General features: G+C 39.0%; 14 protein-coding genes. 4 read left to right on the top strand and 10 right to left on the bottom strand.

Translation table 11 applies throughout. The features are described 5' to 3' along the window. The first annotated feature begins 105 nt into the window (after positions 1 to 105). The 3 genes from zwf to gnd are packed head-to-tail and all read left to right on the top strand — an operon-like array spanning position 106 to position 3,783. Entirely contained in the window at positions 106 to 1,605 is a 1,500-nt protein-coding gene (zwf, locus tag Q0V26_RS16395) for a glucose-6-phosphate dehydrogenase (protein WP_297483830.1), read from the top strand. 2 nt (positions 1,606 to 1,607) lie between these two features. Then, positions 1,608 to 2,333, top strand: a complete 726-nt coding sequence (pgl, locus tag Q0V26_RS16400; RefSeq protein WP_297483831.1) for a 6-phosphogluconolactonase — start codon at positions 1,608 to 1,610, stop codon at positions 2,331 to 2,333. 1 nt (position 2,334) lies between these two features. After that, the gene (gene gnd, locus Q0V26_RS16405; protein ID WP_297483833.1) at positions 2,335 to 3,783 is read left to right on the top strand and encodes a decarboxylating NADP(+)-dependent phosphogluconate dehydrogenase; all 1,449 of its coding nucleotides are present in this window, start codon (positions 2,335 to 2,337) and stop codon (positions 3,781 to 3,783) included. Positions 3,784 to 3,863: 80 nt separating this feature from the next. Here the strand turns inward: gnd and Q0V26_RS16410 are convergent, their stop codons facing one another. From Q0V26_RS16410 to Q0V26_RS16440, 7 genes are all read right to left on the bottom strand, one after another. Beyond that, positions 3,864 to 4,160 (bottom strand): hypothetical protein, encoded by a 297-nt coding sequence (locus Q0V26_RS16410; RefSeq protein WP_297483835.1) that lies wholly within the window; start codon positions 4,158 to 4,160, stop codon positions 3,864 to 3,866. Between the two features lie 288 nt (positions 4,161 to 4,448). Next, entirely contained in the window at positions 4,449 to 6,917 is a 2,469-nt protein-coding gene (gene torA, locus Q0V26_RS16415) for a trimethylamine-N-oxide reductase TorA (RefSeq protein ID WP_297483837.1), read from the bottom strand. A gap of 23 nt (positions 6,918 to 6,940) precedes the next feature. Then, positions 6,941 to 8,119, bottom strand: coding sequence for a pentaheme c-type cytochrome TorC (torC, locus tag Q0V26_RS16420; protein WP_297483840.1), 1,179 nt, complete (start codon positions 8,117 to 8,119; stop codon positions 6,941 to 6,943). A 43-nt stretch (positions 8,120 to 8,162) separates the two neighbouring features. After that, positions 8,163 to 8,339, bottom strand: a complete 177-nt coding sequence (gene torE, locus Q0V26_RS16425; RefSeq protein ID WP_080159191.1) for a trimethylamine N-oxide reductase system protein TorE — start codon at positions 8,337 to 8,339, stop codon at positions 8,163 to 8,165. A 478-nt stretch (positions 8,340 to 8,817) separates the two neighbouring features. Next, complete coding sequence (locus tag Q0V26_RS16430; RefSeq protein ID WP_297483842.1) at positions 8,818 to 9,921, bottom strand: phosphoribosylaminoimidazolesuccinocarboxamide synthase; 1,104 nt, start codon at positions 9,919 to 9,921, stop codon at positions 8,818 to 8,820. A 216-nt stretch (positions 9,922 to 10,137) separates the two neighbouring features. Then, complete coding sequence (locus Q0V26_RS16435; RefSeq protein ID WP_297483844.1) at positions 10,138 to 10,902, bottom strand: metal-dependent hydrolase; 765 nt, start codon at positions 10,900 to 10,902, stop codon at positions 10,138 to 10,140. Positions 10,903 to 11,143: 241 nt separating this feature from the next. Next, positions 11,144 to 11,857, bottom strand: coding sequence for a DUF445 family protein (locus Q0V26_RS16440; protein ID WP_297483846.1), 714 nt, complete (start codon positions 11,855 to 11,857; stop codon positions 11,144 to 11,146). A 257-nt stretch (positions 11,858 to 12,114) separates the two neighbouring features. On the opposite strand from Q0V26_RS16440, the gene Q0V26_RS16445 reads away from it, so the two are divergent. Beyond that, positions 12,115 to 14,433 carry an ATP-dependent helicase gene (locus tag Q0V26_RS16445; protein ID WP_297483848.1) on the top strand — a complete coding sequence of 773 codons (2,319 nt, stop codon included), beginning with the start codon at positions 12,115 to 12,117 and terminating at the stop codon, positions 14,431 to 14,433. Positions 14,434 to 14,450: 17 nt separating this feature from the next. Here the strand turns inward: Q0V26_RS16445 and Q0V26_RS16450 are convergent, their stop codons facing one another. From Q0V26_RS16450 to Q0V26_RS16460, 3 genes are all read right to left on the bottom strand, one after another. After that, entirely contained in the window at positions 14,451 to 14,588 is a 138-nt protein-coding gene (locus tag Q0V26_RS16450) for a hypothetical protein (RefSeq protein ID WP_297483850.1), read from the bottom strand. A 285-nt stretch (positions 14,589 to 14,873) separates the two neighbouring features. Further along, positions 14,874 to 16,130 (bottom strand): dicarboxylate/amino acid:cation symporter, encoded by a 1,257-nt coding sequence (locus Q0V26_RS16455; RefSeq protein WP_297483853.1) that lies wholly within the window; start codon positions 16,128 to 16,130, stop codon positions 14,874 to 14,876. A 358-nt stretch (positions 16,131 to 16,488) separates the two neighbouring features. Continuing rightward, a partial coding sequence (locus tag Q0V26_RS16460; RefSeq protein ID WP_297483855.1) for a zinc-binding dehydrogenase occupies positions 16,489 to 17,114 on the bottom strand: 626 nt, incomplete at its 5' end.

The following is a 17,114-nucleotide window of genomic DNA, read 5'->3' on the forward strand; positions in this document are numbered from 1 at the left end:
AAAAATGCATAAAAAATTGAAAATTACGGCATAATAACGCCCGTTATACCAAGCAATTGATTGCTGTACCAGATCGAATGATCTGTAAATAAATGGGAACATTACATGGTTAAACCAGAAAATAACGCAATTGTAATTTTTGGTGCGTCAGGCGATTTGACTCATCGAAAACTAATCCCTGCGTTCTATCATTTATACGCTAATGGTTTATTGCCAGAAGATTTCGCTATTTTAGGTGTTAGTCGTACGGCATATAGTGATCAGGAATTTCGTGATAAGCTTCGTTCTGCACTAGAAGAAAATGAAAAAACCGATGCAGCGATATTAACGGAGTTTTGTGAGCATTTATATTATCAGGCATTAAATACTTCTGATGCTGAACAATATGCCGTATTAAAGCAGCGTTTAGATATCTTTAAAGATACTCACCATACGCATGGCAATGCTGTCTTTTATCTCGCAACGCCACCGAGCCTTTATGGTGTTATTCCTGAGTGTCTTGCTGCTCATGGTCTTAACGATGAAGCGGATGGCTGGAAAAATCTTATCGTTGAAAAGCCATTTGGTTATGATCTTGAATCGGCTATTTCTCTTGATAAGCAAATTCACGCATGTTTCCAAGAACATCAAATTTACCGCATTGACCACTACCTAGGTAAAGAGACAGTACAAAATTTACTTGTCTTCCGTTTTGCTAACGGCATGTTTGAACCATTATGGAATCGTAATTTTATTGATTATGTTGAAATTACTGCATCTGAAGCCTTAGGCGTTGAAGATCGTGGTGGTTATTATGATGGTGCGGGTGCGGTACGCGATATGTTCCAAAACCATTTATTGCAAGTATTAGCAATGGTTGGTATGGAATCGCCAGCAGCAATTAATGCTGACTCTATTCGTGATGAAGTGGTTAAAGTGATGCAAAGCTTTAAACCATTATCAGAAGAAGATCTACAAAAAAATTTAGTGCTAGGTCAATACACTGAATCTGATGTTCGTGGCAAACACCTTCCTGGCTATCGTCAAGAGCATGGTGTTGATGATGAATCTCGTACTGAAACTTATGTCGGTATGAAGATGTTTATCGAAAACTGGCGTTGGAACGGTGTGCCGTTTTATGTCCGTACTGGTAAGCGTTTACCTACTCGTGTTACTGAGGTTGTGATCCACTTTAAGAAAACACCACATCCTGTCTTTGGCGCCAACGCACCAGAAAACAAATTGATTATTCGTATTCAACCTGATGAAGGTATTTTAATGAGCTTCGGCCTTAAAAAACCAGGTGCAGGTTTTGAATCTCAAGAAGTGTCAATGGATTTCCATTACGATAAACTTGAATCAATGAATATGTTGACTGCTTATGAGCGTTTATTGTTAGATTGTATGAAACAAGATGCGACTTTATTTGCCCGTACAGATGCAGTAAAAGCATGCTGGAAGTTTGTACAACCAATCCTTGATTATAAACAGCAACCTGAGCACTTATTTGGTTACGCAGCAGGAACATGGGGACCAAAAGAAGCCGATGAACTGTTAATTAATGATGGTCGTCAATGGCGCTTCCCATGTAAGAATTTAGCTAATACTGATTATTGTGAGTTATAAGCATGATGAATTATAAAGTATTTGCGACGCCACAAGATGTAGTGATTTCTCTTGCTGAAACCATGCAAGCGATGAGCTTACAATCTCAAGCTGTACATATTTCCTTATCTGGTGGTAGTACGCCTAAATTGTTATTTAAAGCGTTAGCGCAAGCGCCTTTCGCTGATAGCATTCAATGGAATAACCTTCACTTTTGGTGGGGTGACGAGCGTTGTGTTGCTCCAACCGACGCTGAAAGTAATTTTGGCGAAGCACATGAATTGTTGTTTAAAAATGTTGTGATTCCTGCTGCAAACATTCACCGTATTCGTGGTGAAGCAGAGCCTATTGCTGAATGTGCACGTTTTGCAGCAGAGATGGATGCAGTGATTCCACATAAACAGGGATTACCGGCATTTGATTGGATTTTATTAGGCATGGGTGGTGATGGCCATACTGCTTCTTTATTTCCACATCAGACCAATTTTGATGATCCTGCATTAGCAGTGATTGCCACTCAACCACAAAGTGGTCAGCAGCGTATTTCAAAAACAGCGCGTTTACTTGAAAATGCTGACCGTATTACTTATTTGGTCTTGGGTGAAAGTAAGGCGGAAGTCTTATTTGAAATAAATAGTACGCCGGCAGAGATGTTAGCTTATCCTGCCGCAAAAATTAAAGCCTCTCATGGCGAAACAGAATGGTATTTAGATGCAGCAGCTGCAAAGTTGCTAGCACAAGGAGAATAATATGAAAGGCGATATTGGTGTTATTGGTTTAGCTGTTATGGGTCAAAACCTGATCCTTAATATGAACGACCATGGTTTTAAAGTTGTTGCGTTTAACCGTACCGTTTCTAAAGTAGAAGAATTCCTTGAAGGTCCTGCAAAGGACACTAACATTATCGGTGCGACATCATTAGAAGATTTGGTGGCTAAACTAGAATCACCACGTAAGATCATGCTAATGGTTCGTGCTGGTGATGTTGTTGATGCATTTATTGACCAACTTGTACCGCTACTAGATAAAGGCGACATCATTATTGATGGTGGTAACTCAAACTACCCAGACACTAACCGTCGTGTTGCAGCTCTTGAAGCAAAAGGCTTATTATACGTAGGTTCTGGTGTTTCTGGTGGTGAAGAAGGTGCTCGTTTTGGTCCTTCAATCATGCCAGGTGGTTCTGAAGCAGCATGGCCTGCAATCAAACCTATCTTCCAAGCAATCTCTGCAAAAACAGCAGCAGGTGAGCCTTGTTGTGATTGGGTGGGTAAAGACGGTGCTGGTCACTTCGTGAAGATGGTTCACAATGGCATCGAATACGGTGACATGCAGTTAATCAGCGAAGCATACCATTTCATGAAGTCCGGCTTAGAGCTGTCTCATGATGAAATGCAAGCTATTCTTCAAGAGTGGAATAAGACTGAGCTAGATAGCTACTTAGTTGAAATTACAGCTGAAATTCTTGGTTATAAAGATGAAGATGGTCAGCCACTTGTTGAAAAAATTCTTGATACTGCTGGCCAAAAAGGCACAGGCAAGTGGACGGGTATTAATGCGCTTGATCTAGGCATTCCATTAACACTTATTACTGAAGCAGTATTTGCGCGTTGTGTATCTTCAATGAAAGATCAACGTGTTGAAGCTGAAAGCTTATTTGGTAAGACAATTGCTAAGATTGATGGCGATAAGAAAGAGTGGGTTGATGCATTACGTCAAGCACTACTTGCATCAAAGATCATTTCTTATGCGCAAGGCTTTATGTTAATCCGTGAAGCATCAGAAGAGTTTAACTGGGATCTAAACTACGGCAACGTGGCACTTATGTGGCGTGGTGGTTGTATTATCCGTAGCGCGTTCCTAGGTAATATTCGTGATGCATACGATGTGAACCCAGAAATTAAATTCCTAGGTTCAGATACTTACTTTAAAGATATCCTATTAAGCAGCATGCCAGCATGGCGTAAAGTAGCATCAAAAGCGATGGAAATTGGTCTACCAATGCCAACAATGACATCAGCATTAACCTTCCTTGATGGCTACACAACAGCAAGCTTACCAGCGAATATGATTCAAGCGCAGCGTGACTACTTCGGTGCCCACACATATGAGCGTATTGATCAGCCTCGTGGTCAGTTCTTCCATACGAACTGGACCGGTACTGGTGGTAATACTGCATCGACAACTTACGACGTATAATGTTTAAGTAATCGATATAATTAAGCCACCGTTTTGACGGTGGCTTTTTTTATGCGTGATGTATTGTGAAGAATCTAGATTCAACTCGCCATACGTTGGCAATAGAGTAATGCACGTAATTCCATATTTTCAGCTTCAAGCGCCACTATTTGCTTATGCGCTTCTGTGCGCATATCTTCATTTGTTTTTCGTGTTTTTTCAAAAATATCGCTCAGAGCACTAAACAATTCTTCGCCAGCAAGCAGCATTTCTTTACCACTGATTTGAATATTATAAGAACGTAATAAATCACGCGCATACGTTGTTAAATCCCCTCTGGCGCGACCGATTTCTTTATCAATTAATGGGCAAGTGTGAGGGTAGGCGAAACCTGACATATTTTGTACCTTTAAAGTCAAATATCCATAAACATACAATTGTTATAAACCTCCATGCCTATAAGACGATTTTCGCTTACATTTTTAAATTGATCAATATATGCACAATAAGTTTGACAAAAAACAAACAAACGTCTCTTTTTTGATACAAATTAGTCAGTAATAATTCTGTTGGGTGAAGCATTAATCTATGTTGATGAGTGCCAATTACGGTGATTTGTTGGTAAAAATAAACCCTCGTATCGATTAAGAGTACGAGGGCTTAAATATCACACTAAAATCAAATGATTAACTTACTTCAATTGGTCCACCAAAGGCGGTCACTGGTGGTAATTCACCTTTGAATTTCTCAATATTGACTAAACACGTTTGAGCACTGGTCGCTTGCGCCAATTCGGATGTTGGAATATCCATGGTTAGAGTATTTGGATCACCATAGGTATCAATTGAGCCAATTTTTTCATTTAATGGACCGTACCATGCACCTTCTTCAATACGTACTACACCTTGTGGATAGCTATCAGTCAGTACTGCACCTGCAAGTAACTGACCACGGTCGTTAAACACTCGTACCACATCACCATTCTTAATACCTTTTGCTGCGGCATCTTTAGGGTTAATGTATACTGGTTCACGGCCTTGGACTGTATAGGTTGCGCGGAACTCATCGGACTCACACATTTGTGAGTGCAGGCGTTTGTCAGGGTGACAAGATTGCATCCAGAATGGGTGTTTATCTGAGCCCGGGCCACCATGTGAACGTTCTGTCTTTTCAAACCACATTGGATGACCTTGACAGTGTTCATAGCCATAACGAGCAATTTTACGGCTGGATATTTCAATGAAACCTGACGGTGTGCCTAGCGCATTTATTTCTGGATCTTGACGGAAATCGGCATGTCGAACCCAGGGCTTACCAGTGCCAAAATCTAGGAATCCTTGCTCCCAGAAAACATTAAATTCTGGCATATCAAATTTGCCAGCATTAGCTTTTCGGCAATCGTTATACAGCATTTGAACCCATTGCATTTCATCCATACCACGGGTGTATTCTTTATTTTTACCAAAACGACGTGATAATTCAGTGAAAATATCAAAGTCAGTTTTTGATTGGTACAGTGGGTCAACTAACTTTTGCATTGCGATTAAGCCACGGCCACTGTATGAGCCCATAACGTCAATATCGTTACGTTCAAACTGAGTACATGCAGGGAGTACAATATCAGAGAAACGACAGGTCGCAGTCCATGCAAAATCAATCGTTACCACGGTTTGTAATTTTTGGAACGCTTGTTTCATGCGGTTACGATCTTGGTGGTGATGCCAAGGGTTGTTACCGCTGATCACCATCATTTTGTAATCAGGCAGAATCACTTTAGAACCATTGTATTTAATTTCTTTACCCGGTTCTAAAATACAATCAACGAAGCGTGCGACAGGGATAGTACGACTATAACCATTGAAGTCGTTGTTATCCCATTTGGGTTTTTGCCCCTCATCCACGTTACGAGGAAAACCGCCTGGTGCTGCAAAGCCTGTTGATGGGACACCAATACCGGAGTAATGATGGCCATAAGAAATACCGCCGCCAGGTAAGCCAATTTGTCCTACCATCGCAGCAATAACGGCACCCATCCAGTAAGGTTGCTCGCCGTGTTCTTGACGTTGAATACACCAACCAAATAGAATTTGAGTACGCTCTTTAACCAGCATACGAGCAAATTCACGGATTTGATCAGCGGGTACGCCACAAATTTCAGCTGCCCATTCTGGTGTTTTCTCAATGTTATCTTTAGTGTCACCTTTGACATAACCAATAAACTCATCAAAGCCCAAACAATACATTTTGATGAATTCTTTATCATAAAGATTCTCAGTGTAAAGCGTGTGTGCTACACCCAACATAAACGGTACATCTGTCTGCGGGTGAAGGTAAAGATGGGTGTTTTCTAAGTAACGCTGGGTCTTGTTTTTAACCGGATCAACCGAAATAACATTGATCTCACCTTTAGCTACTTTTTCTTTTAGTTGCGCAAGGTAAGGGTAAGACTCATGCGTTTCACAGTTCCAACCTACTTGGAGGTTTTTAACCGGATCGTTAGCCCATAAAATAATGTTCTTACTGTTGTCTAAAATTTCAGACCATGACGTACCTTGAGCATATACTTCAGTCGAACCTAGCACGTAAGGCATGATGGTTTGACCTGCACCTGTTGAGTAGTCGCCAACTTTGGTGATGTAATTACCGTGCATACCGACAGCACGTTGCATGTGACTGGTACAGCTATGGAATTGACCCGTTTGACGCCAACCTGTTTGACCCGCGTGGAGCGCCCATGGACCGTAATCTTTTTGAATACGCTCTAATTCACGGTAGAACAAATCTAAGGCTTCATCCCATGTCACACGTACAAAACGATTATTACCGCGTGTTTCGCCACTAAACTTGTGCTTTTTAAGCCAGTCTAGACGTACCATTGGGTAACGAACGCGTGATGGATTATAAATAATCCCCTTGATGCCTTTTAGCATTTCAGTTGGGTTTTTATCTATTTCAATCGCTTCAATTTGTTGTACTTTACCTGCATAAATTTGTGCACGGAAAGCACCCCAGTGAGAGCCAGAATAACGCCATGTTCCTTGGCCTATTTGATCGTCTGCAAACACTTTTGATGATACGAGTAGGCTTGGGCCAATAACCGTCGCTGCACTTGTTGTGACAAGGCCTTTAAGAAAACTTCTTCTCGATACTGACATATTTATTTTAACTCCATCAAAACTTAGTGCTGTGCATCAGAAAAATCAGATGAATGCTTCTGTAGGTACTTCAACACAATAGCTTCGCTATCACGGTCAAAGTTTACAAATGCTAGCATACCGTTAAACATACCCGGCCATGTGTTTGCATCAAAATGCGCTTCAGCTGGTTGGGTGTGACATACAGAACAGTTGGTGGTGTAAGCTGTTTTTGCTTGTGCCCATACTGGTGTGATGTCATTCACTAATGAATCTTTAAGCATCCATACTTTAGCGGTAACACGCTGCCAAGGAAGGCCTGTTAGGTCATCGACTTTCTCTTCATATTTATTAACAACTTTATCGTTCTGTGCTGATTCTTTTACGAGAGATGCGACAGGAATATTCATACCAAAGTCTTCCTGAATTACACGACCATAGCCTTTATCTTTACGCCAACCTGCAATCTCAACTTCAACGGCATTATCTGTTTCATCAATAACTTTAACAGCAGATGCTGGATTTAGAATACCCGCTTCAATAGTCATTGCTTTATCTTCATAAACAGGTAAGAAGCGAACGCTATAAATCTCTTCACCTTTGCTGTAATCAGTACCATGAGAAAGTTGGACTAGCTCTGACACCATGCCACCACTGGTATCCATATCTTTTGGTAAGTGGTGAGCAATACCTTTATGACAGTCAACACAGCTTTGATCTCGCTCTGCTGCATTTTTCATTTGAACGCGTGCAACAGGGGACATTTTTTCGAAGTCCATACCTTTGTAATCATGGCAATCACGACATTCTTGTGAGCCATTGGCTTTAAAGCGTTCCCATTCATGCTGTGCTAGCACAATTCGGCGATCTTCAAATTTTTCAGGGGTATCAATGAATCCAGCAAAATGGGCAAAGACTTCTTTGCTTGCTTGAATTTTACGTGAAATTTTATCAGTCCAATCATGAGGGACATGGCAATCAGGGCAGGTTGCTCGAACACCTGAACGGTTCTTATCATGAATAGTATTAACGTATTCAGGCACGACATTATCGGCATGACAGCTTACACAGAATTCTTCAGTATTCGTTTTTTCAAGGGCCGTATTAAATCCGCCCCAGAAAATAATACCCGCAACAAAACCGCCAAGGGCTAAAACACCAAGGCTAATATGAACGCTTGGGCGTGATAGGGTCAGCCAAGCTTTTTTAAAAAATGCTTTCATTATTGTTTCTCTTTAAATGATGCTTGTAGTGTGAAGTAGGGGATCAACCACCGTGACCGGGAGGACCAAAGACAAACAATTGCAACATCCAAACTGTGAAACCATAACCACCAACGAAAATGACACTTAAAATAGGGAACAGGAAAATGGTAATAAAAAGGAACATTTTCCATTCGCGGCTACGTGTTTTCTTGGCAGTAGCATCAGTAATACTGCTCATAAAACCTCCTAAAATATGGTTAAAGAGAAAGTTATTTCTTATAAATAGTTATATCAATTTTAATTTCAATGTGATCATAAAGTAGACCGCTGTACTTATTCAATTATTAATTGCGTAATTCTGTTATTAAAATAGTATTTTTTGAATTTAAACTTAATTATTAATACCAAAAATGCATATGTATAAACTAATTATTATTTAAGTGTAATTATTACAATAAAAGCCAAGGGCCAACTTGTGGCAATGTTATATTTTTGTTTGTTTTATTGATGCTTATTGGGTGTGATTGTTGGTTATTACGATGCTATTAATGGTTTGTGTTGATTAAAAATTGAAGGCTTGGTAATGAAAGAGGTGTTTTATTAATGCTTTTACGCAATCTAATATGAATAGAATCGCAATTAAAGGATTAATATGAATGGAGTTGTTAATAATACGGGATAGAAAAGAGAGCTATCAGATAGCTCTCGAATAAATATTAATCAATTAATTGATATTCTTGGCGTAATATATCAATAATTTCACTCTTTGGATCTTGGCTTAGAGTAATTGGCTGTCCAGTGATCTTTTCTGCGATATTGGTGTAGATTTTAGATATCTGCATTAATATATCTTGAGGGAGCGCATTCTCTGTCGCTAGTGCAAAACGTTCAGGCATACGTTCTTTATTTAATAAAATATCTGGATCTGGAAAGTAATTAAGTAACACTTGACGGAAATCTTCTTTGGAATTTTCAACGATCTGTCCGTCACGATAAGCGGCACCATCCCAAATTCGTGATGAATCTGGTGTACCCACTTCATCCATATAGATAAGTTTTTCATTACCGTTAGCATCTGTAACGTAGCCAAATTCAAATTTAGTATCGACAAAAATTTGGTCTAATTGTGCCAATTCATTACCAATAACTGTAAAACCATCAGCTAATAGTTTTTCATAGTAGTTAATATCATCAATATTACGGAAATTGAAAGCCTGATAATTATTAATGAGATCGTTACGAGTTACATTAATATCGTCAGCTTCTGGTACATTAGGAATGCCTTTTAGAATACCTTTCGTTGATGGTGTCATCAGGAGTTGTGGTAATTTCTGATCTTTCTTCAATCCTTCTGGCAGTTGAATACCACAGAATTGACGTTCGCCTTGCGTATATGCACGCCACATTGAACCTGTAATATATTGACGACAAATGGCTTCCACCATCACAGGTTTCGCTTTTTGTACAATCCAGACAAAGGGGTGGGGAATATCAAGAATATGACTATCTGCTAAGCCATTATCTTTAAATAGTTTAAACCAATGATTTGAGATTGCATTGAGTGCTGCGCCTTTACCTGGGACACCTTTCAAACCACCTTCGCCATGCCAAATACAGTCAAAGGCGGAAATACGATCACTGATAATCATAATTGCGAGAGGTGCATCAGGTTGAACGTTGTAGCCTTTTTGTTGAATTAGGCGACGACTGTCTGCGTCTGTTAGCCAATAAACAGAGCGTACTTTTCCACTGTGAACGGGTTTATCGGTACGGATGGGCAGGTCGTCATTGACGGCAAGAACTTGATCAGCAAGACTCATGGTGAAATTCCTATTTCAAAATGATGGCATCGAAATATAGAGTGTTTAAGATAAACATTGCCTCAAGCACTCATCTTATTCAGCATAATACTCGGTTCATTGTACGACTACCAGCAAAAAAGCAAACGATTGCTTTTTGCTTTAAAGTGGTAATAAATGTAAAGCATGGCGGTGGAATACCATACTTTACATTATGAGATAGTGTTTTATTAGGGATTAAAAGCGTTGATAAAGGGTCTGTAAATCATGAGGCGTAATATAAAACATGTGTAACAACCATTGTTTAGTATCGTCCAGATTGAACCAGACTGGTGTAAATTGGAAATGACTCCAATTTGTGACAACTTGTAATGCACCATCATAACTTGGTGCTAGATCAAATAAGATAACAATGGCGATAACCTGAGCTAGGCTAATGAACGGTTTGGTAAAGGCGAAAGGTTTAAGTGCGGTACCAAATGATGATTTAAAGCGTTTGTTTGATAGATCGACGCTGTATATTTCATCAAGGATTAAATGTACGATGCCGCCAAGTAGGACAAACCCGCCAGCAAACCAACTATCAGTCGCTGTATGCCCCAATAAGACGCAAATATGAACACAACAGAGTGCAATAAGAGTCACAAATGAAATCGAGTGACATGCGCCACGGTGAACCGTACAGCGGTCAAATACCGCTTTGCCAAAATAACGAATAGTAATGAACAATGAGATGACATACAGAATCAACTCAAGCATTGCGACATGGGTATAAATATGGCTGATAAGTACAAAACAACAAAACCCCGCCAGAAGTGTAAACAATGCTTTCATCGACGTTGAATGGTCTGAATCTATGTCAGGTAAAAGCCCACCGATGGTGCCAAAAAAAGTCATCCATAGTGCAATGCTGGGGCTAATATGATCAGCCGACAACAATGTAGTTGCTGTTAAACCACTAACAATTGCTGCAATTGTGAAATGGGTCGAGAAATTTGCCAAGAAAAATGAATTCCAACTGGATACATATACAGGTATTTATCACTGTTAGTTATCTTAGTTCAATATTTATCACACTTTTAATGTAATTTATGAAAGTGATTGAGTGAAAAAGAATCATTTTAGTTTTTAGTTGCAATTAAGGTGAATAAATTGCTTTCTCAATTTGAAGCTGAAAGGAGTAAAGAGAGTAGCTGTATACGCTTTAAAAGGTCACAGCTACTTAAAATTAAAGCGGGTGTTATTAACCTGTAATCAATGCTGAAATGATGCCGATAATACCACCAAAGACTCCGCCCCAAATAACCAGCCACCCCAGGTGTTCGCTAATCATTTTTTGTACCATTTCTTTGACCATTTTAGGGGTAAGTTCATTTAACCGTTGGTCTATAATATCTTCAATTTTACTTTCAATATCATGCAATGTTTCAGGTTTAACTAATTGCTGTTTAAGGGCAGTTTTGAAGTTATCTTGTTCACTGATTTCTGTTACTGATTGCTGCATTTTCTCAATAAAAGGTTCACGTAATGGCTCCATAGCTTCTGGCCCACCCATCATGGTGATCATGCCACCAAAAGATGAACTCATGATCACATCCAGTAATGAGTCAAAAGTCGGTGCAAAATCAATTTTTCTGATAATTGGCTGCATATCTAATGAGGTTGATTGGTCAGTATCTTGGTTTAAAAAACGACTAATATTTTGTTGAGTAAAAAACTGCTCCATCATTAAATTTTTAATTGCTAATTTAAATGCTTCAAAGCGAGCAGGAATAACACCTGAGCCATAAAGGCCGGGTACTTTTTCAAATAACATATAAATGGCAAGCCAGTTTGTTAATGCACCTGAAAAGGCAAATAAGCCACAGTAAAGAATGATATGTTGATTACTAATATAACCAATGAATAAGAGAAGGAGAGAGAGCACATTGGTCATTAAGCTTTTATTTTTTATCATGATGTAGTTCTTAGTAGTAACACCGATTGAAACGGCAAATAAAGACAGTCAATGGCGCATCGCCACCAATAATGGAGCCGAATTTTAACAATAGATAGCGACCAATGCCAGATTTTGCTGGGTTATACCATCTTTGATTACACGATGTTTGGTAGATAAAGGAGTGTGGATGTAATGTCATGTTTTACGATTTAAACTTTATATGGCAATTGCTATACTCGTTTGCTATGCGTTTATTGCCTTACTGAGTATTTTTAATGACCCGTTTTACTGCTGAACAAACTGCTTTTATTCATCATCAGTCAGGTAACGCACTTTGTGTTGCTGGTGCAGGAACGGGGAAAACAACAACGTTAGTCGGTGTTGTAGAACATCAATTACAATCAATCGCAGCAGAACAAATGTTGGTATTGATGTTTAACCGTGATATTCGCACCGATTTTAAGGAAAAGTTAGCACAGATCCCGTTAGCCGCGCGCGTACCTGTTCATACTTTTCATAGCTTTTGTTTTCAGCTATTAAGACAGTCTGGGTATCTATCTGCGACGGGTTATCAAATTGATTTTAATAATGGTGATAGTGATAAAACCATTGCCAAACTTGTCTTACGGCAAATGGCGGCCCAAGAAAAATCGTATCAAAAACAACAAACGTTTAAAGATCCTCGCACTATTGAATTGTTAATGAGCTTTATTGGGTTAGTCAAAGCACATATGTTGCCGCCCAAAGAGGTATTTGATCTCTCTGAAATTAATAGAGAATATGCCTTTATCATTGAAGCATTTTGGAACTTTGAAACTGTACGTAAAGAGCGTAAACAGCTATTTTTTGATGATTGGTTGGTAGAAACTATACAGTTATTAAAAAATGATCAAGCTCTATGTCATTACTATCATCAGCAAATTAAATTTATGATGGTTGATGAATTCCAAGATATAAACACCGCGCAATATCAATTGTTGAAACTACTATTATCACCACAAGCTCAGTTAGTTGCGGTAGGTGATGTTGATCAGTGTATTTATAAATGGCGGGGCAGTGCTCCACAATTCATGCTTAATTTTGAACAAGATTTTGCGCCAGCAACGACATATAGTTTGTCGCATACGTTTCGATTTGGGCATAGTTTAGCATTAGCGGCTAGCCATTTAATTGCTAATAATAAACAAAGGTTCCATGATTTTCAGACCATTGCGCATGAATCTGTTGCGGATACTGTAGTGGATGTTATTGGTACCGCTCGGCAAGTGGGAGAAATTGCGCAATCAGTGGCTGATTTTATCCAACAAGGTGGTCAACCTGCCGAAGTTGCTATTTTAGTTAGACGTTGGTCACAGGCGATGTTATTTGAGTTGGCTTTTTTAACAAAGAAAATACCTTACCATATGCCGATTGGTTCGGTGCTAACACACAGTCGTGAAGTAAAGTTGTTAATGGATATTATGATATTAGCAACGGGGCGTTTTTTAACATTAGCGAATAACGATAAAGCCAACTTATTGTTTAATTTACTATCTTTTCCACACTGCTATGTACCTAATAAAAGTTTACGCCCATTGTGTGAGTCTTTATCACAGCGGCCAAGTAACGAATGGCTTAGTTTAATAAAGCAAACTGAAAAAATTCAACCAACATTAAATCTAGAAACGTTTAAAGATCGGATTGAACTGTTATTAATGCTACAACGAAAAGGAAATTTTAAAGCGCTGGCGGTTTATAAGCAATATCGTCGAGACAGTGAACTTGATAATTGGATTTGGAAAACAGAAGCAACGGCAACGGAAATAGAAGAAGCCGTTGAACGTTTAGACAGTGTTGAAACCGTATTAGAATCAATGGATCAAAACTGTGATAAAGCCTTACAGTATTTTGAATATTATACTCAACAGTCTGCGGCTGAAAACCAATCACACCAAAATAACAGTGTGCAACTAACCACTATCTTCAGAGCTAAAGGGTGTGAGTATAGTCAGGTCTATTTACCTTATTGGGATAAAGATGCTTTTCCTTATGTTAATCGATCATCATTAGGTATTTCAGCAGATACAGAAGAAGAGCGTCGGCTTGCTTATGTAGCAATAACACGCGCCAAGCATAGCGCCAAAATATATTATACGGTTGAGAATACCAAGAAAGATCAATATGTGCGTAAAGACAAAAATGCCAGTCAATTTATTCTAGAATCTAAAGCTGATGTTGCGCAGGAAATTGGCCCTCAACTTTATCATGATGGTGAGCTGCCATACCATAAATCACCTGTTGTACAGGGATATTATCGTCGTTTAGCTCGTATTGATGACATGCAATTACCACCGAAGGTTGCTGTTATTTCTTTGCCTGAGATAAATACAGCAGGAGAAAGTGTTTATAGCTATGAGTGGGCATTACAACAACCGATACCGGATAAAGCTGATAAATTGATCCGTAGTATGGTTCAAACAAAAACGACTAAATATTTAGAAACTGAAGTAATACGTATTATTCGAGAACTAAAACAAGCAGGCACGGAGAAACAAAAGGTATTGATTAATCGTCTTATTGTTGTTGCCCGTGCCAAGGCGCGTAAATATGTTTAAATCTAATAATCAATAATTTACTGATATTCACGATTAGCGCGAGCTTCACGTTGACCTAGATTTTGTTGAACGGCAAATTCAAGTCGTTCACGTAATTGGCGAGATTTAGTTTCAGCGTCTTTGAACCCAAATGCTTGTAAGAATTTCTTTATCATAAACGTCCTATTAACTCATTATTAGATAAAGAATAATGAGTTAATTGATCATTATTCTTTAATGTTAGTGAATTAACATCATCCTTGAGCTTATTATTGCTCCATCATATTGTTCAGTTAGGTAACTCCACAATAAGAAGGATGTTAAAAATTTAATAAGCACATAGCGTGACTTGTAATAAAACGTTGTACTTATTCTTTAATACTATGGCACCATTATTTTACTGTCAAAGTAATATTAAGCTGTGATCGTAAAAGCAGATAAGATGCTGGAAATGACATAGATCACACTTTTGTTGACTGGTTTTGCCATTTATCAACCACTAAAGCTGCTATTAAGTCACCTTCAACATTGACTGCCGTACGAAATGTATCCAGTGGACGCTCAATAATTAATAAAATAGCAATTGCTTCTAGTGGAATACCTGCAGCTAGTAACACTAGTTGCATACCTGACATTGAACCTGATGGCATACCTGGGGCACCAATAGATGACACCATTGCCATAATGAAAATCATAATCAATCCTGATGTTCCTAGCTCTATGCCATAAAGCTGGGCAAGAAAGATAGCAGCAACCCCTTCAAAAAGTGCAGTGCCATCCATATTCATGATTGAGCCTAATGGTAATACCATACTGCTGGTGGGTTGAGATACCCCTAAATCTTCTTGGGCTGTTTGCAATGAAAGTGGCAACGTCGCTGAACTTGATGAGGTTGCAAATGCCATTGCCATAGGGGCTGAAAGGGCGCGGAATAGCGTTGAATATTTAATCCCTGTAAACACCTTCGCGAGTAAAGGTAATACGATGCCGCCGTGCACTAAGGTCAGCAAAAAGACCAATAAAGCAAATAAGGCTAACTCGCCAAAAATACTGTTTCCGCTTTGTATCGTAAATTGAAATACAATTGCAAATACAGCTAAAGGTGCCAGTTTAATAACAGCAGATACTACTCGATTAATTGCAATATTGAACCCTGAAATAAGCTCAAAAATAGGGTGCTTAGCTGGTAAACTGGCTAATAAGGCAATACCTAATAATAGTGCAAATACAACAATGGCTAATAAGTTTGTCGTTGCTAGCGCTTGAAACGGATTAACTAGCGCCATGTTAAATAATTTCTCGGTAATAGCACCGCCAGAAGAAGCACTATTATCAATTAATTGTACGTGGTTACCAGCCGTGACTTGGGCTGTATCAATTAAGTGTGGCCATTTAGGGATTGCAAGTGAAACACCAAGACCTAAACAGATAGCAAGTGTTGATGTTAAGCTATAGAAAGCAATCGTCTTATAACCTAATGTTTTTAATCGTGATGTTGAACCAATACTTGTAATGCCTTGTAGCAATGAGAATAGCACCACAATACCGACAAGCATTTTGAGTAAGCCGATATAGGTTGTTTTAGTTAACATTAATAATTTAAAAGCAGTGGTATCTTCAAAACCTGCTTGTAAGGGGAAGAGAGAAGCAATCCCCCATGCTAAAAGCGCTGCTATCATCAATTGAAAAGGTAACGACTTGAATAGACGACGGTTCATGGAAAAGGTCTCTGTTCTGGGTTCGTATCGTAACGAGAATATAAAAAGAAGAACTTGGTATAAAAAGGCTTATTAATTATATCGAATGCCTAATCCAAGAAACATATTAAATATAAATGGTAGTGTAAAAATAAAAACGCTCTGACACCAAATGTCAGAGCGTGGCAATTGCCATTCTCAATTAACGATTATTTGAACGCTATCCAAATCGGGTAGAAGTAAAACTAAAATATAGTATCGTTAAAGAGTTAATTGCTAATCCATTAGCATATGGTATTGAACAAGTGAAAATAAAAATAAGCGATTCCCTTTACAGATGATTCAGTAAAGGGAATGTAGATTGTAATCGTGCTAGTGATTACTTATCGAAGTGAATAACTGTACGGATACTCTTACCTTCGTGTAATAGGTCAAATGACTTGTTGATGTCGTCTAGGCCCATGTTAAATGAGATGAAGTCATCAAGTTTGAATTCACCCGCCATGTAACGGTCAACGATACCTGGAAGCTCTGAACGGCCTTTAACGCCACCAAATGCAGAACCACGCCATACACGACCCGTCACTAGTTGGAATGGACGAGTGGAGATCTCTTGACCTGCACCAGCAACACCAATGATCACTGACTCGCCCCAACCTTTGTGACAACACTCAAGTGCTGAACGCATCACGTTTACATTACCGATACACTCAAAAGAGTAATCAACGCCGCCGTCAGTCAATTCAACAATCACTTCTTGAATTGGCTTGTCGTAGTTCATTGGGTTAATACATTCAGTTGCACCTAGTTTCATTGCTAGGTCGAACTTACTTTCGTTGATATCAATCGCAATAATACGGCTAGCTTTAGCCATAGTACCACCGATGATAGCTGCAAGACCGATACCGCCAAGACCAAACACAGCAATAGTGTCGCCTTCTTTAACTTTTGCAGTGTTAAGTACTGCGCCCATACCGGTTGTTACACCACAACCTAAAAGACAAA

Source organism: uncultured Photobacterium sp. (genome assembly GCF_947039875.1).
GTDB lineage: Bacteria > Pseudomonadota > Gammaproteobacteria > Enterobacterales > Vibrionaceae > Photobacterium.